This is a genomic window from Streptomyces sp. NPDC088254, assembly GCF_044740925.1.
Classification (GTDB): Bacteria; Actinomycetota; Actinomycetes; order Streptomycetales; family Streptomycetaceae; genus Streptomyces.
On sequence record NZ_JBIURQ010000009.1, the window covers coordinates 197,328 to 217,779 of the forward strand.

Below are 20,452 nucleotides of genomic sequence, written 5' to 3' on the forward strand. Positions count from 1 at the left end.
GAGGGAGGCGGTCAGGGGCGTTCGTCGGTGCCCGCCACCTTGCCCGTCGCCAGGGCGACCCGGTTCCAGGTGTTGATCGTGCAGATCAGGGCGATCACCTGGGCGAGTTCCTCGTCGCCGAAGCGGGCCGCGGCCTCGGCGTAGACGTCGTCGGGCACGCCGCCGTCGGCCACGCGCGTGAGCGCCTCCGTCAGCGCCAGCGCGGCCTGTTCCCGCTCGGTGAAGAAGTGCCGGGCCTCGCGCCAGACGGGGACCATGTGCAGCCGGTCCTCGCTCTCGCCGGCCTTGCGGGCGTCGTTGGTGTGCATGTGCAGGCAGTACGCGCAGTGGTTGAGGTGGGAGGCGCGGATCTGGATGAGTTCGACGAGGGCCGGGTCGACGCCGTCGCGGGCCGCCGCGTCGAAACCGACGAGGGCGCGGAAGGCCTTGCGGGCCGACTTCCCGAAGTCGAGGCGGGTGCGCGCGGCCTCGGCGGCGGCGATGCCGGGGGTGACGGCGGCGCCGTCCTTGTGCGCCGCCGTCGCGGTCGCGATGGTCGTCGTGCCGGTCGTGTGCGTCGTCGTGTTCGTCATGTCCCTCAACCTACGGACTGCAAAGACCCCTTGTAGGGTGCATTTCCATGGGGGAATCGTGGGTCAATCACTGGGAGCGCATCGGCGTCGACCTGCATCTGGAGCTGTCCGCTCCGGGCGGGCGGCGGGCCGCGCTGACCGGGGCGCTGCGGGAGGCCGTGCGCGGCGGCCGGCTCGCGCCGGGGACCCGGCTGCCGCCGTACCGGTCGCTCGCCGCCGACCTCGGCGTCGCCCGCAACACGGTGGCCGACGCCTACGCGGAGCTGGTGGCGGAGGGCTGGCTGACGGCTCGTCAGGGCTCCGGCACCCGGGTCGCCGACCGCGTGGAGCCGGCACGGGCCGCGGCACGGGCGCCCCGGAAGAAGCCGCCCCGCGCGCGTGGGCCGCGACACGATCTGCGGCAGGGCAGTCCGGACGCGTCGTCGTTCCCGCGCGCGGCCTGGCTGGCGTCCTACCGGCGGGCTGTGCAGGGGGCGCCCAGCGAGGTGTTCGGGCCGGGTGACCCTGCGGGCCGCCGGGAGTTGCGGGAGGCGCTGGCCGAGTATCTGGCACGCGCGCGTGGCGTGCGCGCCGATCCGGGGCGCATCGTGATCTGCTCCGGTTTCGCCCACGCCCTGCGGCTGCTGTTCGAGCCGGTGCTCGCGAAGGGCGAGGGCAACGGCGGGCCGGGGGGCGCGGTGCTGCGCGGCCCGCTGGCGGTGGAGGCGTACGGACTCGGCTTCCACCGGCGGTTGCTGAGGACGGCGGGCGTACGGACGGTCCCGCTCCCCCTCGACGGGGACGGGGCACGCGTCGGACTGCTGGGGCGCGAGCGGGGCGTCCTGCTCACCCCGGCGCACCAGTTCCCGACCGGCGGCCCGCTCCATGCGACCCGGCGCGCCGCCGTCGTCGACTGGGCACGCACGCGGGACGCGGTGGTGCTGGAGGACGACTACGACGGCGAGTTCCGCTACGACCGCAAGCCGGTCGGCGCCGTGCAGGGCCTCGATCCCGAACGGGTCGTCCACATCGGCTCGGTCAGCAAGAGCCTGTCCCCGGCGCTGCGGCTGGGCTGGATGGTGCTGCCGGAGCGGCACGTGGACGGCGTCCTCGCGGCCAAGGGGGAGCGGGAGGCCTGGGCGAGCGTCCTGGACCAGCTGAGCCTGGCCGACTTCATCGCCTCCGGGGCGTACGACCGTCATGTGCGGCGTATGCGGCAGCGGTACCGCCGGCGCCGGGACCGGCTGGTCGAGGCTCTGGCGGAACACGCGCCGCACGTCGAGGTGACGGGGGTCGCCGCCGGGCTGCACGCGGTGCTGCGGCTGCCGCCGGGCACCGAGCGCTCCACCTTGAAGGCCGCCGCCTGGCAGGGCGTCGCTCTGAACGGGCTCGCGGAGTTCCGGCACCCGCGGGCGGGCACGGCGCACGACGCGACGGCGGTTCCGGACGGACTGGTCGTCGGCTACGCGACACCCCCCGAGCACGCCTACGGGGCGGCACTGGACGCCCTGTGCACCGTCCTGCCGCCGCCGTAGGCGTGCTGTCCCGCCGTCAGGGTTTGCGGCCCACCGCCCCGTACCCCGGGATGACCCCGTCGTCCTGGCCGGGCACGGGCTCGCCGAGTTCGGGGTGCCAGTCGGGCACCACGGCGACGCCGGGCTCGACCAGGTCGAGGCCGGCGAAGAAGCGGGCGAACTCCTCGCGGGAGCGCAGCGCCAGGGTGACGCCGGCCGCCTTGAGCTTCGCCGTGGCCGCCGCGGACTCCTCGGGACTGAAGTCGGCGGTGGCGTGGGTCATCATCAGGTAGCTGCCGGACGGCAGTTCGGCGAGGAGCCGGCCGACCAGTTCGTGCGCGCCGTCCTCGTCGGAGACGAAGTGCAGCAGGGCGACCAGCGACAGGGCCACCGGCCGGTCGAAGTCCAGAATCTTCCTGGCCCCCTCGACGATGGCGGCGGGGTCGCGGACGTCCGCCTGGAGGTACTCCGTGACGCCGTCGGGAGTGCTGCGCAGCAGGGCGGCCGCGTGGGCCAGCACGATCGGGTCGTTGTCGCAGTAGACCACGCGCGCGTCGGGTGCGGCCTCCTGGGCGACCTGGTGGAGGTTCGGCTCGGTCGGGATGCCCGTGCCGATGTCCAGGAACTGGCGTACGCCGTGGTGGGCCAGCCAGCGGGTGGCCCGGTGCATGAAAGCGCGGTTGACGCGTGCCATGACCGGCACGCGCGGGTCGAGGGCGAGCATCTGCCGGCCCATCGCCTCGTCGACGGGGTAGTTGTCCTTGCCGCCGAGATACCAGTCGTACATGCGCGCCGGATGGGGCTTGCTGGTGTCGATGTGGACGGCGGCGGTGGGGTCCGGCCCGGTCATGAGGCACTCCGTAAGACGCAGTGGATGATCAAGTAAGCACCAAAAATAGGGAAGTCGAGAGTCAGAAGGGCAGTCGAAGGGCAGGCAAGGGCGAGATCGGGTCAGGACAGCAGGAAGTCCGCCTTCCCCGCCTTGGCGCCCTCGATGAAGGCCGTCATCTCGTCGGTGGTGTAGATCAGCGCCGGACCGTCGGGGTCGGTGGACTGACGGACGGCGATCCGGCCGTCGGCGAGCTTCATCGCCTCCAGGCAGTTCCCGCCGTTGCCGCCGCTCCACGGCTTGTGCCAGCCCTCGCTGCCCAAGTCCCGCGCGGGCATGCCGTTGTAGACCCGTTTGCGCGGCTTGATGCGATCCATTCACAGCTCCTTGCGGAGATCCTCGAGGATCTCCTTCGTGCGATGTGCGGTGGCGGCCTGCGCCGCCATGCGGTCCATGACCTCGAGGTGGGTGGCCACCTCGGTGCGCGCGTCCAGGTAGACGGCGCCGGTCAGGTACTCGCTGTAGACCATGTCCGGGAGTTCCGGCACGGCGAATCGGAAGAGCACGAAGGGCCCGTAGGTGCCGGGGTGCGGCCCGTTCGCGAACGGGGCGACCTGGAGGGTCACGTTCGGGAGCTTCGTGGCGTCGATCAGTTTGCCGATCTGTGCGCGCATCACCTCCGGGCAGCCGACGGGGCGGCGCAGCACGGTCTCGTCCATGACGACCCACAGGCGGGGCGCGTCCGGGCGGGTGAGCAGGTCCTGGCGGCGCATGCGCAGGTCGACGAGGCGCTCGATGTCCTCCGGCCGGGCCTGGCCGACGGCCCCCGAGGTCAGTACGCCGCGCGCATAGTCCTCGGTCTGGAGCAGTCCGGGGATGAAGTGCGGCTCATACTGGCGGATGAGGGAGGCCGCGCCCTCCAGGCTGACGTGCATGGAGAACCAGCCGGGCAGCACGTCGTGGAACCGCTGCCACCAGCCCGGCCGGTTGGCCTCCTCGGCCAGCCGGACGAAGCCCTCGGCCTCGTCGTCGCTCACCCCGTACGCCTTGAGGAGCAGTTGCAGGTAGGGGATCTTGAGCCCGACCTCTGCCGTCTCCATGCGGCGGACCGTGGCGGGGGCGACGCGGAGGATGCGGGCGGCTTCCTCGCGTCGGAGGCCGGCGCGTTCCCGCAGGTCCAGCAGGCGCCGGCCCAGGACGACCTGCCCCACCGTCGGCGCGGACCGCGGTTCGCTCACGCTCCACCTCCACGAAGAGCACGGGCCGGACGGTCACTTGAGCCACGCTCGGCCCGACCGGCCGTCACGGAAGAGATTCCTGACAGCCTTACGGCGCCGTGCGAACACCGATGCGAGGCTCCGTACGCGTGCGTACGGATCTCCGGTGATCGCGACTGGCGCCGTTCCATGTGCTGTTGCGAGCAGTGTGCCACGGCGTCTCTCCGCGTCACACGGCACTCTGCATTTTTCAGAGTGACACTTGCCAAGTGTTCATGGCGGGGCGATAGTGGCAGGCGTGATTCCGTCCGCGCCTTTAGGAACAGACGCCGCAGGCCGCCCCCAGGGTCTCGGTGCCGCCGAGGGGGCAGGTCCTGACCAGGCCGCCGCCGAGCGCCGGTTCCGATTCGAGCTGGCCGCCCATCCGGGCTCTCCGGCCCGGGCCAGACGCCTGGCGCAGGAACGGCTCACCGGCTGGTCGGTGTGCGAGGACACCTGCGACACGGCCGCCCTGGTCATATCCGAGCTGGTCACCAACGCCGTCGTGCACACCGCGAGCGGCGTCGTCGTCTGCGAGCTGCAGGACGGCGACGACCTCGTGCGCATCGCCGTGCGCGACGAGGGCTGCGCTCCCGGCGAACCGCTCCCGTCCCCGCAACGCCCGCACGAGGAGCACGGCAGAGGACTGTTCCTCGTCGACGCCCTGTGTCGCGCGTGGGGGGTCGAGGACTGCGGCCCGGGTCTGCTCGTCTGGGCCGACCTGCCGCGCCACCCCGAGGACGCGGACGACGACACCTCCGGCGAGCTCTGCCCCACGCTCGCGGCGGCCCCGGAGTTCTCCCTCGACGTCCCCGGCACGGGTTTCGCCCGCACCGACGATCTCGACGCCGGCCACGACGCGCCGCGCGACGACCTCGGCTGGGGCACCCGCCCGAAGCCCGGGCCGGCGGGCGGTCCACGGGACGACGAGGACGCCGCCGAGCACGGCGAGCAGTCCCCCGCGGGCCGGCAGGACCACCCGGGCCGCCAGGCGCAGCACGGCTCCCAGAGTTTCGAGGCGCCCGGCTGGAAGACCGTGCGCGCCCGGTGGCCGCACCCCTCCCCGCAGACTCGTCCCCTCCCCGTCGTCGCCCAGCAGCGCCGCCGTACACCGGAGACGGAGATCCCGGCGGGTGTGAGCGAGCGCGCTCCCGGCGTGGACGGCGCGACCGCCCGGCTTCAGGCGGCGGCGGGGGCGACACAGCCCCTGGGGGGTTCGTTCGGCCGCGAGCGGGACCCCGACCGGGATCCCGCGTGAGCGCCCTGCGCCGTGGGGCTCCCGCCATCGGCCTCGACACGCTCGTGCGGCTCCGGCGCGCCCAGGGCGAGCCCGCGCGGAAGCCCGGCCGGCTCGCCGTGCCCGACGGCATGACGGCTCCGCTGGGCTGCGACGCCGTCGCCGCCCCGGCTCGCCTGGGCCCGCTGGTCTTGCCCCGGCTGCCGCTCGTGGGCTGCGTGTACGCCGACGAGACGCACTGGTGGTGGCTGGTCCCGGCCGACTCCGACCACGCCCTGGAGTGGCCCGCGCCCGCGCACTACGCGACGGGCGCGCTCCTCGGGGACGCCTCGCGGTCCCCCGCGCTCGTCCACCGGCCCGACGGGATACTTCCGTACACCCCGCCGATACCCCTCTATCTGACGCTGTGCCGCCTCACGGGCACCGCGCCGGCCTGGTCCCGCCCGGTCACCGCGTGACCGGGGACGCCCCGACCGGCTGACGTTTCCCGGCGTGCAGCGTGTGCCGAGGCGTCCTCGTACCCGGGCGGCGCCCCGGGCGCACACCCGCGCGCGCCTCCTCCCCCACCTCGCGCCCTGCCCTCGGGCAGCCCGCCCCGCGATAGTGGCCACTTGCCCACGATCGGGGGAGGTCGACGGTGCGGAAGGCGAAGCCGCCGGGGAAACCGAAGGCGCGCGGTGCGGACGGGCGCGATGTCTCCGAGTCGGAGGAGCTGCTGTTCGGCGGCCCGCTCCGCTACGACACCGGCTGGAACCAGCACCAGGAGGCGTTCCTGGAGCTGGACTTCCGGGCCATGGTCAGCCGGCTGCCCGCGCTCCTGGGCGTCAGCCTCCGGCTGGCCCGGCAGGCCGACCCGCGGGCCGCCGGGATCGTCGTGGGCGCCGAGGTGGGCCGGGGTGTGGCCGAGGCCGTGGGCCTGCTCGCGGTGAACACGATCCTGGGCCGGCTGGTGGGCGCCGGCGCGATCGAGGACCGGCTGCGCGACGCCGTCCCCGCGCTGGCCGTCATGGCCGCCGTCCTGCTGGTCGGGGCGGTGCTGCGGGCCGCCTCGACGTACGCCACCGGTCGTCTGGAGCCCAAGGTGGAGCGGGTGGCGACCGAGCTGTACCTGGAGCGCGCGGCGGCGGTGGAGCTGTCCGCGATCGAGGACCACGCCTTCCACAAACTGCTGGACACCGCGCAGTACGGCGCCCGGTCCAGCCGCTACATGATCAGCCACGGGACGCGCGTGGTGAACGCGATGATCTCGCTGGTCGCGGCGGCCGGCGTGCTGACCGTGCTGCATCCGCTGCTGCTGCCGCTGCTCGTCACGATGACGCTGCCCAGCGCCTGGAGCGCCCTGGTCAACGCCCGGCGCCGGTACGAGTCCTTCCACACGTGGGTGCAGCACGCGCGCGCGGGGCATCTCATCGCGAGTCTGCTCACCGAGCCGGAGGCCGCCCCGGAGATCCGTGTGCACGGCGTCGGGCCCTTCCTGCTCCGGCACTTCCGCGCGATGTCGGAGACCGCGGAGGCGGAACAGGCGCGCCTCGCCCGCCTCGCGGCCCGCACCGGTCTGTTCGCGGCGGCCTGGACCGGCCTCGCGACGGTCGCGACGTACGCCACGCTCGGCGGGCTGCTGCTCACGGGGACGATGGCGCTGGCGGTGGCGGGCACGGCCGTGATCGCCATCCGCAGCGGTTCCACCAGCCTGAACACGCTCGTCCTGGAGATCAACCAGCTCCACGAGGAGGCCCTGTTCGTGGGCGATCTGCAACGCCTGTACGGGGAGGCCGCCGAACGGGCGATCCCGCGGGGCGGGACCGCCCTGCCCGAGGACCCCCGGGAGATCCGCTTCGAGAACGTCACCTTCGGCTATCCGGGGGAGTCGGCGCGACCCGCCCTCGACGACGTCAGCCTCACCCTGCCCCTGGGCCGGATCGTCGCCCTCGTCGGCGAGAACGGGTCGGGCAAGACGACCCTGGTGAAGCTGCTGGCGGGCCTGTACCAGCCGGACCGGGGGCGGATCCTGTGGGACGGCGTCGACGCGGCCGGCGCGGACAGGCGGCTGCTGGCCGAGCGCATCGCGATGGTGGCCCAGGACTTCAAGCGGTGGCCGTTCACGGCGCGGGTCAACGTCGCGGTGGGCCGGTCCTCCGCGCCGCTGACCGAGGACCGGCTGGCCGCCGCGATCGGGGAGGCGGGCGCCGAGGACGTGGTCGCCGACCTGCCGCGCGGCCTGGACACCCTGCTCGCCCGGCACTTCAGCGGCGGGCACGAGCTGTCCGGGGGCCAGTGGCAGCGGCTGGGCATCGCGCGGGCCGCCTACCGGCGCGGGCGCATCCTGATCGTGGACGAGCCGACGGCGGCCCTGGACGCGCGGGCGGAGCTGGAGGTGTTCGAGAAGATCCGCGCCCTGGCGGACAGCGGCCAGACGGTCGTGCTGATCACGCACCGGCTGGCGTCGGTGCGTCACGCGGACCTGGTGCACGTCCTGGAGCAGGGCCGGCTCGTGGAGTCCGGCACCCCCGAGGAGCTGCTGGCCTGCGGCGGTGTCTACGCGGAGCTGTACGCGCTCCAGGCGGAGCAGTTCGCGAACCCCCCGGCCGCGGCGAACCCGCCCGCCCGGCAGGCGGGCCGGGGCCGCGGCGCGTCCGTGCGGGACGCCGTCACTCCGTGACGTCGCCGCCCCGGACGACCACCAGGAACGTGTCCGTCGCGAGGTCCATGACCACCTCGGCGGCCAGCCCCTCCATGCGCCGCGCGTGCGCGAACTCCTCGGCCGGCCACGATCCCCGCGGCCCGCCCGCGGGAAAGCGTTCGAGCACGGTTCGCCCGTTCACCATCTCGCACCTCCAGGAAGCGTTGTACTTGTAGGAGTTAACGCTGTCCGGAGCCGAAACGCCTCGCGCGGTGACGGTACTGAGACGTACTCGACACGCGCTCGGTGCGGACCGTGAGGATCCGGTCACTTCACGAACATGACGAGCACATTGCGCACCGGAAAGATCACCCTTCGCAATCCTCCGATCCGTCTCACACGGCGACGGCCGGCCCCGGCGGGTCCCCCGCCGGTAGCCCGAGGCGGTCCCGGTGCTCCGACAGTTCCTGGAGCAGTTCTGCGAGTTGTCCGCTTTGTCGGCTGCTGAGGCTTCCGGTCTCGTCGAGGTGGACCGCGCAGGCGGTGGTCGTGTCGACGAGCCGTTCGAGGAGAGCGGCGATCGCGTCGGCGCCCTCCGTGTGCCGGGCGAGGGCGGGCAGTTCGGCGGCGGAGAGGGCGATGGCGGTCCGGGCCTCGGCGAGCGTGCGATAGGCCTCGCGGCGCAGGGTCCAGCGGGCGGCGCGGACGTCGGAGCGGTCGGGGGCCTGAAGGGCACTGCCGGTGCCGCCGGTGCTCGGGAGGGTACGGGCGTCCCCGGAGTGATCAGTTCCGTAGGGGTTGTTGACGCCGTCACGGGTATCGGGGCCGTCGAGCACGTGGACGAGGTAGGCGTGCGCGGCGGTCGCGGCGGCGGTGAGCCGGGCCTGCACCCGCCCGCCGCGCTCCCCCGGCATCGGCAGATGCCCCACGATCAGCGCGATCGCGCACGCGAGCAGGGTCTCCGCGATACGGCTGACGGAGACCTGGGGTTCTCCGCCGACCATGACGAGGGCCAGGACGAGGACGGTGACGACGGAGGTCTGCGCGGCGAAATGCCGGGTGGATACCGGTATGAGCGCCCCGCAGAGAGCGACCAGCGCCACGAGCCCCTCCGGACGGGGCAGCACGGCGGCGAACCCGGCGAAGAGCAGCGCGCCGAGGACGGTTCCGGCGGCCCTGCACAGCACCCGGGACACCAGCGGCCCGAGGTCGGGCTTGACCAGGAAGACGGCGGTGGCGGGCAGCCAGTACCAGTGCGTGTGCTGCCCGTACCAGTGCGAGTGGTACAGGCCCTGGGCGATGGCCGCGCTCGCCCCGAAGCAGAGGGCGACCCGCATCCCGTACTCCCGGCCGCCGACCCCGAAGACGGTCCGCAGCAGGTCCCGCGCGCCGCGCCGCCGCGTGTGCAGATCGCCCCCGCCGCCCTGGTCGAAGGCGTCGGCGGCCCGCAACAGGGCGTCGTCCAGGGCCCGCAGTCCGGGCGCCGACCGGGAGGGCGCGGGGAGCGGCCCGGTGGACGCGTTGCCGCGTACGGCGGCGGCCAGACGGCGGGGGCCCTCGGAGGCCCGCTCGCTGAGGGGTTCGCCGGCCCAGGCGAGGGCGGTCGCCGCCTCCGCGAGGGGCAGCGCGGCGGCGTACTGCGCGTGCAGCCGCCGTTCGGCGGCGGAGCTGGCGTACCGCCGCAGCCTGGGCCCGGCCAGGGAGTCCTGCGCGTGGTCGAGGGCGGCGGTCAGGGCCGCGCGACGGGCCAGGGCGTCCTCGGTGCCGGTCGCGTCCAGCAGCTCGGCGACGGCGTCGTACACGTCGGCGACGGCGGCCCGCTCCCCGTCGAAACGGAAGTCGAGGCGGGATCCGGGGCGGAAGGCGCCGCGCCTTCCGTGGCGGGAGTCTCCCTCCCCTCGGGGCACGCGGCGGAAGTCGCCGGCCAGCGCGCCGGGCGTGGGCAGGACGAGCCGCAGGAGGAGCAGCCAGCCGGCGCCGGCGAGGAAGGCGAGGGCGCGCATCCAGCCGCTGTCGGGCAGCGGCATCCCCGCTCCGATCGCCGCGGCGACGAGGAGCTGCGTGCCGGCCCCCGAGGCGACCGGCCCGATGGCGCTGATCCCGCCGGCGAGCAGCCCCAGCCCGGTGAACACGAACGTCAGCGCGACCGCCCCGACGTGCTCGCCGGCGTACGTCCCGACGAGCAGCCCGGCCGCTCCCGCCAGCGCGGGCGCTCCGAGCCGCCGCACCGAGGCGCGTCGGCTGCCGGGCCGGTCGTTGATGCCGGCGAGCATGGCGGCGACGGCGGCGACCACCCCGAGGGAGACCCGGTCGAGGAGCACCGCGACCAGCAGCAGCGGCCCCGCGGCGAGCGCCCCGCGCACGACGGCGCTCCACGGCACGGGTCCGCCCTGCGCGCGCAGGGCGTGAGCGAGCCAGGGCGGCAGAGCGGCGCGTACGCGAACGGGAAGGGACGGGCGCGGGGACACGGAGCTCCTGTCGGTTCGAGGGCGGGGTGTGCCTTCGGGCGACGGCGACCGGGGCGGGGTGCTGAGCTGGTACCCACGGTACGGCCCGGACCGCGGGAATCCAGGGCCGCTCACGTTGCGACGAGGTGACACCCGGCCCGAATCCCGCGTTCTTTATGAACGCAACTCCCGCGCGGGCGCCCCGAAATACGCGCGCCCCGCGTCCCTTCGGACGTCTAGACTCACTCGGCCTTTCGGGCACGGGTTCGAGGGGGATGACTCGGTGGACGAGATGGGGAGAACCTGCATGGTCAGCAGACGTGGGTTGTTGAGTGGGGCCGCGCTCGTGGGGGCGGGCGCGATGACCGGAGTGCTGGGCGGGGCGGGGGCCGCCGTGGCCGACGCCCCGCTCGGCACCCCGTTCACGCCCGTCGGCGTGCCGCACCTCGCGGAGGCGGAGCGAATGGTGCAGTACCAGCGGCTGCTCGCGGCCGGCTATCTGCCGGGCGGCCTGGCCGGGCACTGGCCGCTGGACGGCTCCGGCGCGGACCGCTCCGGGCTGGGCCGGCCTCTCACCCTCGGTGCGGGCGCGAGCTGGTCGGCCCTGCGGGCCGGCGGCGAACTCAGCCTCGACGGCGGTCACGCGGCCACCGCGTCCGTCCTGGACACCACGGCTCCCTTCACCGTCTCGGCCTGGGTCCGCCTCGCGAACGACGCCGCCCTGACGTCCATGTACACCGCGGTCAGCCAGGACGGGGCCGCCTGCAGCCGCTTCCTGCTCCAGTACGACGACAGCGCCGGCAAGTGGGCGTTCAAGGTGCGCGGCGAGGACCAGAGCGCCAAGATCTCCGCCCTGTCCACCACCGCCCCCGAGCCGGGCCGGTGGACCCATCTGACGGGCGTCTGGGACGGCTCCCGCGTGCACCTGTACGTGAACGGCACCCTGGAGGGCAGCGCCGACGCGTCCCTCTCCTGGGCCGCGTCCGAGGGCTTCAACGTGGGCCGCGCCCGGTGGAACGGCGCGTACGTGAACCTCTTCAAGGGCGCCGTGGACGACGTCCGCGCCTACGGCCGCGCGCTGAGCGCCGCCGAGGTCTTCCTCGTCAGCGGCCGGCAGGCGGCCGAGAACAACCGCTACCTCATCGGCTCCCCCTCGACGGTCACCTGGGGCACCCCCGACGACCTGACCAGCTGGATCGCCAAGGCCCGCTGCTCGTCCTTCGTCACCTGGGTGCTCCGGCACACCTACGGGTGGGCGTCCGACGCCTACTTCACCCAGTACTTCCAGGACCGGATCCCCGAGGCCGCCGACTACCGGCAGGCCTTCGCGGCCGGCACCGCGGGGCCGCGCTTCCAGCTGATCCGCAAGGTCACCGACCTCCAGCCGGGCGACCTCGTCGCGGTGGACTACCGGGGCGAGGTCGAGGGCAACACCGGGCACATCGTCATGGTCCGCGAGGTCAAGGGCGTCTTCACCGGGGTCGCGGACTTCGCCGGTGAGACGCAGTACGCCGTCGAGGTCGTCGACTGCACGGCCGAGCCGCACGGCGTGTACGCGCTGACCAACTACCCGAAGTATCCCGACACCCGCATGGTCAGCCTCGCGAAGGAGGAGAACCACGAGGGCGTGGGCATCGGTCACATGATGTTCTACGCCTCGCAGGCCACCGGGGAGTTCTCCCGGTACCGGTGGAGCGTCAACACCCACAAGGACAACGCCTACCCGGTGTCGCAGCGGCCGCTCGCCGCAGCCCGCGTCGTCTGACCGTCGCCCTGTCGCCGCGTCGCCGCGTCGCCGCGGACCCCTACGGACGCGTCAGCGGCGGGGAGGGGCCCGGGTGAAAGCTCCTGGGCTCCTACGGCAGTCCCGCCGCTGTCGCCGCCGTCCGCAGGACGTCCCTCAGCATCTCGGGGGTGAGCCGCCCGGTGAAGGTGTTGCGCTGGCTCACATGGAAGCAGCCGTAGAGTTCGAGGCCGCCCAGCTCCACCCGCTTCCCGTGGGCGAACGCCGGTCGCGGGCGGGGCACGGACCAGCCGGCCTCGGTGAACGCCGGCAGCGCCGCCTGCCACCCGAACGCGCCCAGCACGACGACCGACCGCAGCGTCGGCCGCAGCACCCGCAGTTCCTGGACCAGCCAGGGCCGGCAGGTGTCCCGTTCCCCCGGGGTGGGCTTGTTGGCGGGCGGCGCGCAGTGCACCGGCGACGTCACGCGCACGCCGTGCAGGGCCAGCCCGTCCCCGGCGGACACCGACGTCGGCTGCGAGGCCAGCCCCACGTCGTACAGCGCCCAGTAGAGCACGTCCCCGGAGCGGTCACCGGTGAACATGCGGCCGGTGCGGTTGCCTCCGTGCGCGGCCGGGGCGAGCCCGACGATCAGCAGACGGGCGTCGGGCGGACCGAAGCCGGGCACGGGGCGGCCCCAGTACGTCCAGTCCGCGAAGGCGGCCCGCTTGGTGCGGGCCACCTCCTCGCGCCAGTCCACCAGCCGGGGGCAGGCCCGGCAGTCAGCGATGCGCCGGTCCAGTTCGGCGAGGCCGTCCATGCCCCCACCGTACGACCCCACCGCGCAGGGGCGTTCACGCCCCGCGTCGCACGAGCCGCAGCAGATCGGCGTTGGAGCCGCGCCGCGTCCAGGCGATCAGGGCCAGAGGGACGAGCAGGATCAGCGGGGTCGCCGCGTTCTCCCCGTCGAACACGGCGACCTGCACGACGAACGCGCCGACCATCAGCGCGCCCAGCGCCACCGCCGCCACCGACTGCAGCACCGGCACCAACAAGGCCACCGCTCCGGCCAGTTCCAGGACACCGATCGCGTACATGCCCGCGCTGCCCCAGCCCATCTCGTCGAACGCCTCGGACGCCGTCGGATGCGCGATCAGCTTCGGCAGCGCGCTCGCGAGCCCGTAGAAGAGGGCGAGCAGCACCTGCAGTCCGCGCAGCGCGATCCTGGCGGCCCGCCGCCGACCGGTGACCTGGGAGACGACGGAACCGGTGGAAGCGGAGGAGGCGGGGGAGGCGGTGGTCTCGGACATGGGGTTCTCCTGAGGGGAAGCGGTCCGTCTGTGCTGTCAGAGAGGTAGACCGGCCCCACGCCCCGGACTCATCGCCGCCGGGCGACTCTTTTCGCTCCGCCTTTCACTGCGCCTTTTCACTCCGCCGCACCGATCGCGCCTCCGGCACCGCCCGCACCCATATCCGATCCTTCGTCAGATACCTGTCCACTCTCAGACCCGCCTCCTCCAGCGCGTCCTCGAACTGTTCTCGGGTCAGCGGCCGGCAGCGGAACGTCTGCGTCCAGACCGCGTCCGGGAACACGTACTCCGCGCGCACCGCGTTGACCCCGTCGCCCACGGGCTCGGCCGAGACGATGCGCACGGTGAACCCGGTCGGATCGACGCGTTCACGCGGCAGGCCGGTGGGGTATTCCTCGCCCTCCCGCTGGATCAGCACGCATCCGCCGGCCGCGACATGCCGCACACAGGTGCGCAGCAACCCGTGCCGCACCTCGACGTCCCCGCTGTGCACGAGGAACGATGCGAGCATCACCACGTCGAACGTCTCCCCGAGGGTCGGATGCGTCCCGCACGGGCAGCCGACTGCAGAGCTCCACCGCGCAGCCGTCCGGAGTGACGGCCCCGGGGCCCGTCCCGTCGTGCCCCTCACGCATTCCGAGTGTCATACCCGCCCAACGCCCCGCCCCCGCCGCGCCGTTCCCCGCCGCGCGCCGATCACTCGTCAGAGGGACAGCCACCCCGTTCTGACGTACCAGTGCCCCCCGTCCCCCAGATGGTCGAGGACCGCCCGGTGCAGGACGGTCGTGCGCGGGAGCCGCGCCAGAGGCACGTCGGTGGTACCGAAGACGAAGCGGACGGGCGTCAGGTCCTCCGGCTCGGCGGGTTCCTCGCCCAGCCGGAACCGTTCCTGGAACCGGACGATGTTGGAGTCGCCGGGCAGGTAGCGCTTCAGCTGGGGGTCGAGCAGCCAGGAGGCGCAGGTCGCCACGGAGGAGGGCTCCTCGGGGTGGTGCCGGGCGAAGAAGTCCCGGGCGAGATCCAGGGAGCGGTCGCAGGCACGCGGCGACAACGGGCCCATGAAGTCAGGCACATGGACGCTGAGAGCGGGGTCGTCGAGCCCGGCGGCGAGGCCCGCCGCAGCGATCGAGTCGCTCGTGCGCCGGTCGATCCGGGACCGCTGGAACTGGAGCCGTCCCAGCTGGTACAGCTCGCCCCGCAGGTGCAGGGACAACCAGCGGGCCGACAGGATGCCGCCCGTGCCGTGCCACCGGCGGTGCAGCGCGACCGCGCGGCCGACGTCGGCGAGCGTGCGCCGGGAGACCTCCTCCGGGACGCCCAGCTTCCGGTGGTGGGCGCGAGCCTGGGGCAGCGAGCCGACGAGCACGTACAGCGGGAAGAACCGGGCGAGGGCTCCGGACGCGCCGGGGAGGCCGGGCACGTCGGCTCCGCCGCGGACCTCCCCCATCCCGTCGACGAGTTCCGCCACCGCCTTCTCCAGGAAGGCCCGGATCCCGGGGTCGCCGGTCACCCGCCGGCTCAGCCGGACCGGCTCGTCGATGTCCTGGTGCGGTACTCCGAGGTCGAGGAGCACCTCGGCCAGCTCGTCGGTTTCCGGTAACGGCACGGACCTGACTCCCCTCTTCGCGATCACCGCTCTCCTGGAGAACGCCCGGAGCGAAGAGTACGTTTCATAGGAGGAGTGATGATCCGATGCGTACAGGCAGTGAGCCGGCGACGGCGCGCAGTCCGCTGAGGATGCGGTTGTGGCTGACCGTGTGGGGGCTGCTGTGGGCGGCCTTCGGCACGGTCGCGTTCGCGCTCGCCGGGCGGCCGGGGTGGGCCGCCGCCTGCGGGGTGCTGTGGCTGGTGGTCACCGTCGACCTGACGATGATCGTGCGGCATCTGCGCCAGGGGCCCCACTACCAGCCGGGCCGCGACATCCCGCCGTACCCGCCGCCGGAGCACCGGCACCCGTGACACTGTCCGTCGGGCGGCGTGGCGGGGGCCGGGGTGGCCCTCAGGAGTCGAAGCGCGCCGCTTTCAGGTACTGCGGGTTGGGGTCGAGCGCTGCGGCCAGCCGGAAGTGGCGTTTGGCCTGGTCGCCCCGCCCTTGCCGCTCGTAGGTGCGGGCGAGCGCGAAGTGGGCGAACGCGTTGTCCGGCTCGCGCTCCAGGACGATCGTGAACTCGAGTTCGGCCGGCCGCAGTTGTGCGGCGGCGAAGAAGGCACGCGCGCGCAGCAGCCGGGCCGCCGTGTTCTCGGGGTAGGCGGCGATGACGCCGTCGAGCAGCTTCACCGCGCCCCGCGGGTCCCGGGCGGCGAGCAGTTGCTCGGCGGCACGGAAGTCGATGACATGCGTCTCCGGAGTGCGTCCGGTCGAACCGCTGGTTTCGGGCACGGAAAATTCCTTCCCTCGCTGCACGCGTTCAACGCGTCGGGCGACTCCCGCTATTCCGGGGCACCGGGCCGGGGAGAGGCCTCAGGCGGCGCGTGCCCGGCGCTCCAGGTCGGCCCACACGTCCTTCACGCGCGCTCTCAGCTCGGCCAGCGGGACGTCGTTGTCGATGACGACGTCGGCGATCTCCCGGCGCTGCTCGCGCGTCGCCTGGGCCGCCATGCGTGCGCGTGCGTCGTCCTCGGTCATGCCGCGCAGGCGGACCAGGCGGTCGAGCTGGGTCTCGGGGGCGGCGTCCACGACCACCACGGCGTCGTAGAGCGGTGCGAGGCCGTTCTCGGTGAGGAGCGGGACGTCGTGGACGACGACGGCGTCCTCGGGCGCGGCGGCCTCCAGTTCGGCGGAGCGGGCTCCGACCAGGGGGTGCACGACGGCGTTGAGCGCGGCGAGCTTGTCCGGGTCGGCGAAGACGAGGGAGCCGAGCCGGGGGCGGTCGAGGCTGCCGTCCGCCGCGAGCACGCCCTCCCCGAAGGTCTCGACGATCGCGGCGAGGCCCGGTGTGCCGGGCGCGACGACCTCACGCGCGATGCGGTCCGCGTCGATCAGCACGGCGCCGCACTCCACCAGCAGCCGTGACACCTCGCTCTTGCCGGCGCCGATGCCCCCGGTCAGGCCCACTTTCAGCATGTCGTGCAGCTTACGGCCTGCCACCGACAGCGCACCCGGCGCTCTCGGCATCCACCTCCGCGCCCGGCGTCCGCACCCCGGTGCCGGGCGGGGCTCAGCCCTCGCCCTCCCGCTCGGCGAGGAACTTCTCGAACTCCCGCCCGATCTCGTCGGCCGAGGGGATCTCGACGGGCTCGGCGAGCATGTTGCCCCGGGTCTCGGCGCCCGCGGCGGCGTCGTACTGGTGCTCCAGGCCCTGGACGAGGGCGGTGAGCTCCTCGTCGCCCTCCTGGATCTGCCGGTCGATCTCGGTCTGGGTGCGGTGGGCGTCGTTGCGCAGGGAGTGCGCGATGCCCGGCAGGACCAGTCCGGTGGCGGCGGTGAGGGCCTCCAGGACGGTGAGGGCGGCGTCCGGGTAGGGGGAGCGGGCGATGTAGTGCGGGACGTGCGCGGCGATGCCGAGGACGTCGTGGCCGGCTTCCATCAGGCGGTACTCGACGAGCGCCTCGGCGCTGCCGGGGACCTGCGCCTCGTCGAAGGGGCTGCGGTGGCCCGGTACGAGGTCCGTGCGGTTGCCGTGCGGGGTGAGGCCGACGGGGCGGGTGTGCGGAACGCCCATGGGGATGCCGTGGAAGTTCACGGACAGGCGCACGCCGAGCCGCTCCACGATCTGCCGGACGGCGACGGCGAAGCGCTCCCACTCCACGTCCGGCTCGGGGCCGGACAGCAGAAGGAAGGGGGCGCCGGTGGTGTCCTGGACGAGCCGCACCTCGATGGCGGGGTCCTCGTAGTCGGTCCACCGGTCGCGCTTGAAGGTCAGCAGCGGGCGGCGCGCCCGGTAGTCCACCAGCCGGTCGTGGTCGAAGCGGGCGACGACCTGGTGGGGCAGCGCGTCGAGGATCCCGTCGACGACCTGGTCGCCGGTCTCCCCCGCGTCGATGTATCCGTCGAAGTGGTAGAGCATGACCAGTCCGGCCGACTCCTGGGCGAGCGCCATGTCGACGACGGCCAGCCCCTTCGGCTCCCATGCGTACAAACCCTGCGGATCAAGCACTTGGACCGCTCCTCCTCGTGTTCCCTCTTCGTCAACACGCGTGAGGACAGGGGCATTCCCACTCCGGACCATGATCACGTGGATCCGTCCCGGCCGGTGTGTTTCCCTTCGGCAACGGCTGAGGGGCCGTACCCCGGAAGGTACGGCCCCTCAGTCAGGAGCTGGTGCTCAGTCGGGCGTCAGCTCTGACCGCCGGCGAGCTTCTCGCGCAGAGCGGCGAGCGCCTCGTCCGAGGCGAGCGCACCGGAGGTGTCCGCACCCTCGGAGGAGTACGAGCCACCGCCCGCGGCCGGAGCCGCACCCGCGGCTTCGCCGCCCTCGGCAGCGGCCTTCTCGTCCGCCTCGCGGGACTTGATGACCTGCTGCTGGTGCTGCTCGAAGCGGGTCTGCGCCTCGGCGTACTGGTGCTCCCACGCCTCGCGCTGGGTCTCGTAGCCCTCGAGCCAGTCGTTGGTCTCGGGGTCGAAGCCCTCGGGGTAGATGTAGTTGCCCTGGTCGTCGTAGGACGCGGCCATGCCGTACAGGGTCGGGTCGAACTCGACCGTGGACGGGTCGGCGCCGAAGGCCTCGTTGGCCTGCTTCAGCGAGAGGCTGATGCGGCGACGCTCGAGGTCGATGTCGATGACCTTGACGAAGATCTCGTCGTTGACCTGGACGACCTGCTCCGGGATCTCCACGTGGCGCTCGGCCAGCTCGGAGATGTGGACCAGACCCTCGATGCCCTCGTCCACGCGGACGAACGCACCGAACGGAACCAGCTTCGTGACCTTGCCGGGCACGACCTGGCCGATCTGGTGGGTGCGGGCGAACTGCTGCCACGGGTCTTCCTGGGTCGCCTTCAGCGACAGGGAGACGCGCTCGCGGTCCATGTCGACGTCGAGGACCTCGACCGTGACCTCCTGGCCGACCTCGACGACCTCGGAGGGGTGGTCGATGTGCTTCCAGGACAGCTCGGAGACGTGGACCAGACCGTCGACGCCACCCAGGTCCACGAAGGCACCGAAGTTGACGATCGAGGAGACCACACCGGAACGGACCTGACCCTTCTGGAGGGTCGTGAGGAACGTCTGGCGGACCTCGGACTGGGTCTGCTCCAGCCAGGCACGGCGGGACAGGACCACGTTGTTGCGGTTCTTGTCCAGCTCGATGATCTTGGCCTCGAGCTCCTTGCCCACGTAGGGCTGGAGGTCGCGGACGCGGCGCATCTCGACGAGCGAGGCCGGAAGGAAGCCACGGAGGCCGATGTCGAGGATGAGACCACCCTTGACGACCTCGATGACGGTACCGGTGACGATCCCGTCCTCTTCCTTGATCTTCTCGATGGTGCCCCAGGCACGCTCGTACTGGGCGCGCTTCTTCGAGAGGATCAGGCGGCCTTCCTTGTCCTCCTTCTGGAGAACAAGGGCTTCGATCTCGTCACCGACGGCGACGACCTCGTTGGGGTCGACGTCGTGCTTGATCGAGAGCTCACGGCTCGGGATAACGCCTTCGGTCTTGTAACCGATGTCGAGCAGGACCTCGTCCCGGTCGACCTTCACGATGACGCCGTCGACGATGTCGCCGTCGTTGAAGTACTTGATCGTCTCGTCGATCGCGGCGAGGAAGGCTTCCTCGTTACCGATGTCGTTGACCGCAACCTGCGGGGTGGTGGCGGTGGTCTCGGTGCTGCTCGTCATGTGGGAAAGGGCTCCGGTACGGACATTGAAGTCGTAGGTACTGCTACGCCGGGAGCCCGTATCGCTCTGAAGAAGCCGGACAGCCTAGGAAGCGCCCCACCGGTGAACCGGTGACGACACCTCGACAACCGAGGGGACATACGACAGATGCGAGCGCAGCCTGCTACGTCTGAGGTGCGCAGGCCCGCAGCGCAACTTGTAGCATACGGGGGCAGCCGGGCAGGGTCAATGCGCGAAGGCGCACACCCGGGGCACAACGCCGCAATCCCGGCACAAGAAACGTCCTGCGAGGCCGGACAGGCCGGAAAGACCTCTTCCGCGACACGTCCCGGACGGGATGAACGGAAGAGTACGACGAGGGAGCAGATCATCCAAGAGCCCGATGCGTTCGAACCGGAAGCCACCCGGCGCGACGCCGACGTCACGGAGAGTTCCCGGGCCAGTCGCGGCTGGTGGGACCGCAACGCCGACGAGTACCAGATCGAGCACGGCACGTTCCTGGGCGACGACCGCTTCGTGTGGTGCCCCGAGGGCCTCGACGAGGTGGAGGCCGAGCTGCTGGGCCCGGCCGAGGAGCTGAAGGGCAAGGAGGTGCTGGAGATCGGCGCCGGTGCCGCCCAGTGCTCGCGCTGGCTGGCAGCCCAGGGGGCCCGGCCGGTCGCCCTGGACCTGTCCCACCGCCAGCTCCAGCACGCGCTGCGCATCGGCGGGTCGTTCCCGCTGGTGTGCGCGGACGCCGGCGCGCTGCCCTTCGCGGACGCCTCCTTCGACCTGGCGTGCTCGGCGTACGGCGCCCTGCCGTTCGTGGCGGACCCCCGGCTGGTGCTGGGCGAGCTGCGCCGGGTCCTGCGCCCGGGCGGCCGCTTCGTCTTCTCCGTCACGCATCCGGTCCGCTGGGCCTTCCCCGACGAGCCCGGCCCCGAGGGACTGTCGGTTTCCGCCTCCTACTTCGACCGCACGCCCTACGTCGAGCAGGGCGAGGACGGCCACGCGGTGTACGTGGAGCACCACAGGACGCTCGGCGACCGCGTCCGCGACATCGTGACGTCCGGCTTCCGCCTGGTCGACCTGGTCGAGCCGGAGTGGCCGTCGTGGAACACCTCGGAGTGGGGCGGCTGGTCCCCGCTGCGCGGGAACCTGATCCCGGGCACGGCCATCTTCGTGTGCGAACGGGACTGAAGCGGCCCTCCTG

The 20,452-nt window shown here is 72.8% G+C and carries 19 protein-coding genes and 2 pseudogenes; 7 read left to right on the forward strand and 14 right to left on the reverse strand.

Annotation, left to right across the window (positions count from 1 at the left end; genetic code table 11):
* Nucleotides 1-11: 11 nt before the first annotated feature.
* Nucleotides 12-572, reverse strand: coding sequence for a carboxymuconolactone decarboxylase family protein (locus tag ACIOC0_RS25945; protein WP_402157929.1), 561 nt, complete (start codon nt 570-572; stop codon nt 12-14).
* Between the two features lie 47 nt (nt 573-619).
* Between ACIOC0_RS25945 and ACIOC0_RS25950 the strand changes: the two genes are divergently transcribed.
* Nucleotides 620-2,086 carry a PLP-dependent aminotransferase family protein gene (locus ACIOC0_RS25950; RefSeq protein ID WP_402157930.1) on the forward strand — a complete coding sequence of 489 codons (1,467 nt, stop codon included), beginning with the start codon at nt 620-622 and terminating at the stop codon, nt 2,084-2,086.
* Nucleotides 2,087-2,102: 16 nt separating this feature from the next.
* Here ACIOC0_RS25950 and ACIOC0_RS25955 read toward each other — a convergent pair whose 3' ends face one another.
* The 3 genes from ACIOC0_RS25955 to ACIOC0_RS25965 form a co-directional block, all read right to left on the reverse strand.
* Nucleotides 2,103-2,915, reverse strand: coding sequence for an SAM-dependent methyltransferase (locus ACIOC0_RS25955; RefSeq protein WP_402157931.1), 813 nt, complete (start codon nt 2,913-2,915; stop codon nt 2,103-2,105).
* Nucleotides 2,916-3,016: 101 nt separating this feature from the next.
* Complete coding sequence (locus ACIOC0_RS25960) at nt 3,017-3,271, reverse strand: DUF397 domain-containing protein (protein ID WP_319196274.1); 255 nt, start codon at nt 3,269-3,271, stop codon at nt 3,017-3,019.
* Nucleotides 3,272-4,132 (reverse strand): helix-turn-helix transcriptional regulator, encoded by an 861-nt coding sequence (locus ACIOC0_RS25965; protein WP_402157933.1) that lies wholly within the window; start codon nt 4,130-4,132, stop codon nt 3,272-3,274.
* Between the two features lie 241 nt (nt 4,133-4,373).
* Between ACIOC0_RS25965 and ACIOC0_RS25970 the strand changes: the two are divergent.
* From ACIOC0_RS25970 to ACIOC0_RS25980, 3 genes and pseudogenes are all read left to right on the forward strand, one after another.
* A pseudogene (locus ACIOC0_RS25970) lies at nt 4,374-5,084 on the forward strand (ATP-binding protein); the annotation flags it as partial.
* A 320-nt stretch (nt 5,085-5,404) separates the two neighbouring features.
* Complete coding sequence (locus ACIOC0_RS25975) at nt 5,405-5,845, forward strand: hypothetical protein (RefSeq protein ID WP_402157934.1); 441 nt, start codon at nt 5,405-5,407, stop codon at nt 5,843-5,845.
* A gap of 179 nt (nt 5,846-6,024) precedes the next feature.
* Entirely contained in the window at nt 6,025-8,046 is a 2,022-nt protein-coding gene (locus ACIOC0_RS25980) for an ABC transporter ATP-binding protein (protein ID WP_402157936.1), read from the forward strand.
* Here ACIOC0_RS25980 and ACIOC0_RS25985 read toward each other — a convergent pair.
* Nucleotides 8,036-8,212, reverse strand: a complete 177-nt coding sequence (locus tag ACIOC0_RS25985) for a hypothetical protein (protein ID WP_165430301.1) — start codon at nt 8,210-8,212, stop codon at nt 8,036-8,038. The genes ACIOC0_RS25980 and ACIOC0_RS25985 overlap by 11 nt on opposite strands.
* A gap of 190 nt (nt 8,213-8,402) precedes the next feature.
* Nucleotides 8,403-10,475 (reverse strand): FUSC family protein, encoded by a 2,073-nt coding sequence (locus ACIOC0_RS25990; RefSeq protein ID WP_402157938.1) that lies wholly within the window; start codon nt 10,473-10,475, stop codon nt 8,403-8,405.
* A gap of 286 nt (nt 10,476-10,761) precedes the next feature.
* Here ACIOC0_RS25990 and ACIOC0_RS25995 point away from each other — a divergent pair, with 286 nt between their 5' ends.
* Nucleotides 10,762-12,219, forward strand: coding sequence for a LamG domain-containing protein (locus tag ACIOC0_RS25995; RefSeq protein WP_402157939.1), 1,458 nt, complete (start codon nt 10,762-10,764; stop codon nt 12,217-12,219).
* A 91-nt stretch (nt 12,220-12,310) separates the two neighbouring features.
* On the opposite strand, the gene ACIOC0_RS26000 is transcribed toward ACIOC0_RS25995, so the two are convergent.
* The 4 genes and pseudogenes from ACIOC0_RS26000 to ACIOC0_RS26015 all read right to left on the reverse strand — a co-directional run bounded on the left by ACIOC0_RS26000 (nt 12,311) and on the right by ACIOC0_RS26015 (nt 15,093).
* Complete coding sequence (locus tag ACIOC0_RS26000; RefSeq protein ID WP_402157940.1) at nt 12,311-12,997, reverse strand: uracil-DNA glycosylase; 687 nt, start codon at nt 12,995-12,997, stop codon at nt 12,311-12,313.
* A gap of 34 nt (nt 12,998-13,031) precedes the next feature.
* On the reverse strand, nt 13,032-13,487 hold the full coding sequence (locus ACIOC0_RS26005) for a DoxX family protein (RefSeq protein ID WP_402157942.1): 456 nt from the start codon (nt 13,485-13,487) through the stop codon (nt 13,032-13,034).
* A gap of 103 nt (nt 13,488-13,590) precedes the next feature.
* A pseudogene (locus tag ACIOC0_RS26010) lies at nt 13,591-14,122 on the reverse strand (SAM-dependent methyltransferase).
* 68 nt (nt 14,123-14,190) lie between these two features.
* Nucleotides 14,191-15,093, reverse strand: a complete 903-nt coding sequence (locus ACIOC0_RS26015) for an acyltransferase domain-containing protein (RefSeq protein ID WP_402157944.1) — start codon at nt 15,091-15,093, stop codon at nt 14,191-14,193.
* Between the two features lie 86 nt (nt 15,094-15,179).
* Between ACIOC0_RS26015 and ACIOC0_RS26020 the strand changes: the two genes are divergently transcribed.
* Nucleotides 15,180-15,446, forward strand: coding sequence for a DUF6343 family protein (locus ACIOC0_RS26020; protein ID WP_130437314.1), 267 nt, complete (start codon nt 15,180-15,182; stop codon nt 15,444-15,446).
* Between the two features lie 40 nt (nt 15,447-15,486).
* On the opposite strand, the gene ACIOC0_RS26025 is transcribed toward ACIOC0_RS26020, so the two are convergent.
* The 4 genes from ACIOC0_RS26025 to rpsA all read right to left on the reverse strand — a co-directional run bounded on the left by ACIOC0_RS26025 (nt 15,487) and on the right by rpsA (nt 19,260).
* A complete protein-coding gene (locus tag ACIOC0_RS26025) occupies nt 15,487-15,867 on the reverse strand; it encodes a M48 family metallopeptidase (RefSeq protein WP_130437313.1) in 381 nt (126 codons plus the stop codon).
* 81 nt (nt 15,868-15,948) lie between these two features.
* Nucleotides 15,949-16,551 (reverse strand): dephospho-CoA kinase, encoded by a 603-nt coding sequence (gene coaE, locus ACIOC0_RS26030; protein ID WP_402157945.1) that lies wholly within the window; start codon nt 16,549-16,551, stop codon nt 15,949-15,951.
* A 94-nt stretch (nt 16,552-16,645) separates the two neighbouring features.
* Entirely contained in the window at nt 16,646-17,584 is a 939-nt protein-coding gene (locus tag ACIOC0_RS26035; RefSeq protein WP_402157948.1) for a PAC2 family protein, read from the reverse strand.
* A gap of 179 nt (nt 17,585-17,763) precedes the next feature.
* Complete coding sequence (gene rpsA / locus ACIOC0_RS26040) at nt 17,764-19,260, reverse strand: 30S ribosomal protein S1 (protein WP_130437310.1); 1,497 nt, start codon at nt 19,258-19,260, stop codon at nt 17,764-17,766.
* A 228-nt stretch (nt 19,261-19,488) separates the two neighbouring features.
* On the opposite strand from rpsA, the gene ACIOC0_RS26045 reads away from it, so the two are divergent.
* Nucleotides 19,489-20,439 carry a class I SAM-dependent methyltransferase gene (locus ACIOC0_RS26045; RefSeq protein WP_402157951.1) on the forward strand — a complete coding sequence of 317 codons (951 nt, stop codon included), beginning with the start codon at nt 19,489-19,491 and terminating at the stop codon, nt 20,437-20,439.
* Nucleotides 20,440-20,452 lie beyond the last annotated feature (13 nt).

Coding starts and splice junctions, on each gene's coding strand:
- ACIOC0_RS25945 (WP_402157929.1), bottom strand. CDS start 572: ATGACGAACACGACGACGCACACGACCGGCACGACGACCATCGCGACC.
- ACIOC0_RS25950 (WP_402157930.1), top strand. CDS start 620: ATGGGGGAATCGTGGGTCAATCACTGGGAGCGCATCGGCGTCGACCTG.
- ACIOC0_RS25955 (WP_402157931.1), bottom strand. CDS start 2,915: ATGACCGGGCCGGACCCCACCGCCGCCGTCCACATCGACACCAGCAAG.
- ACIOC0_RS25960 (WP_319196274.1), bottom strand. CDS start 3,271: ATGGATCGCATCAAGCCGCGCAAACGGGTCTACAACGGCATGCCCGCG.
- ACIOC0_RS25985 (WP_165430301.1), bottom strand. CDS start 8,212: ATGGTGAACGGGCGAACCGTGCTCGAACGCTTTCCCGCGGGCGGGCCG.
- ACIOC0_RS25995 (WP_402157939.1), top strand. CDS start 10,762: ATGGTCAGCAGACGTGGGTTGTTGAGTGGGGCCGCGCTCGTGGGGGCG.
- ACIOC0_RS26000 (WP_402157940.1), bottom strand. CDS start 12,997: ATGGACGGCCTCGCCGAACTGGACCGGCGCATCGCTGACTGCCGGGCC.
- ACIOC0_RS26005 (WP_402157942.1), bottom strand. CDS start 13,487: ATGTCCGAGACCACCGCCTCCCCCGCCTCCTCCGCTTCCACCGGTTCC.
- ACIOC0_RS26020 (WP_130437314.1), top strand. CDS start 15,180: ATGCGTACAGGCAGTGAGCCGGCGACGGCGCGCAGTCCGCTGAGGATG.
- coaE (WP_402157945.1), bottom strand. CDS start 16,551: ATGCTGAAAGTGGGCCTGACCGGGGGCATCGGCGCCGGCAAGAGCGAG.
- rpsA (WP_130437310.1), bottom strand. CDS start 19,260: ATGACGAGCAGCACCGAGACCACCGCCACCACCCCGCAGGTTGCGGTC.
- ACIOC0_RS26045 (WP_402157951.1), top strand. CDS start 19,489: ATGCGCGAAGGCGCACACCCGGGGCACAACGCCGCAATCCCGGCACAA.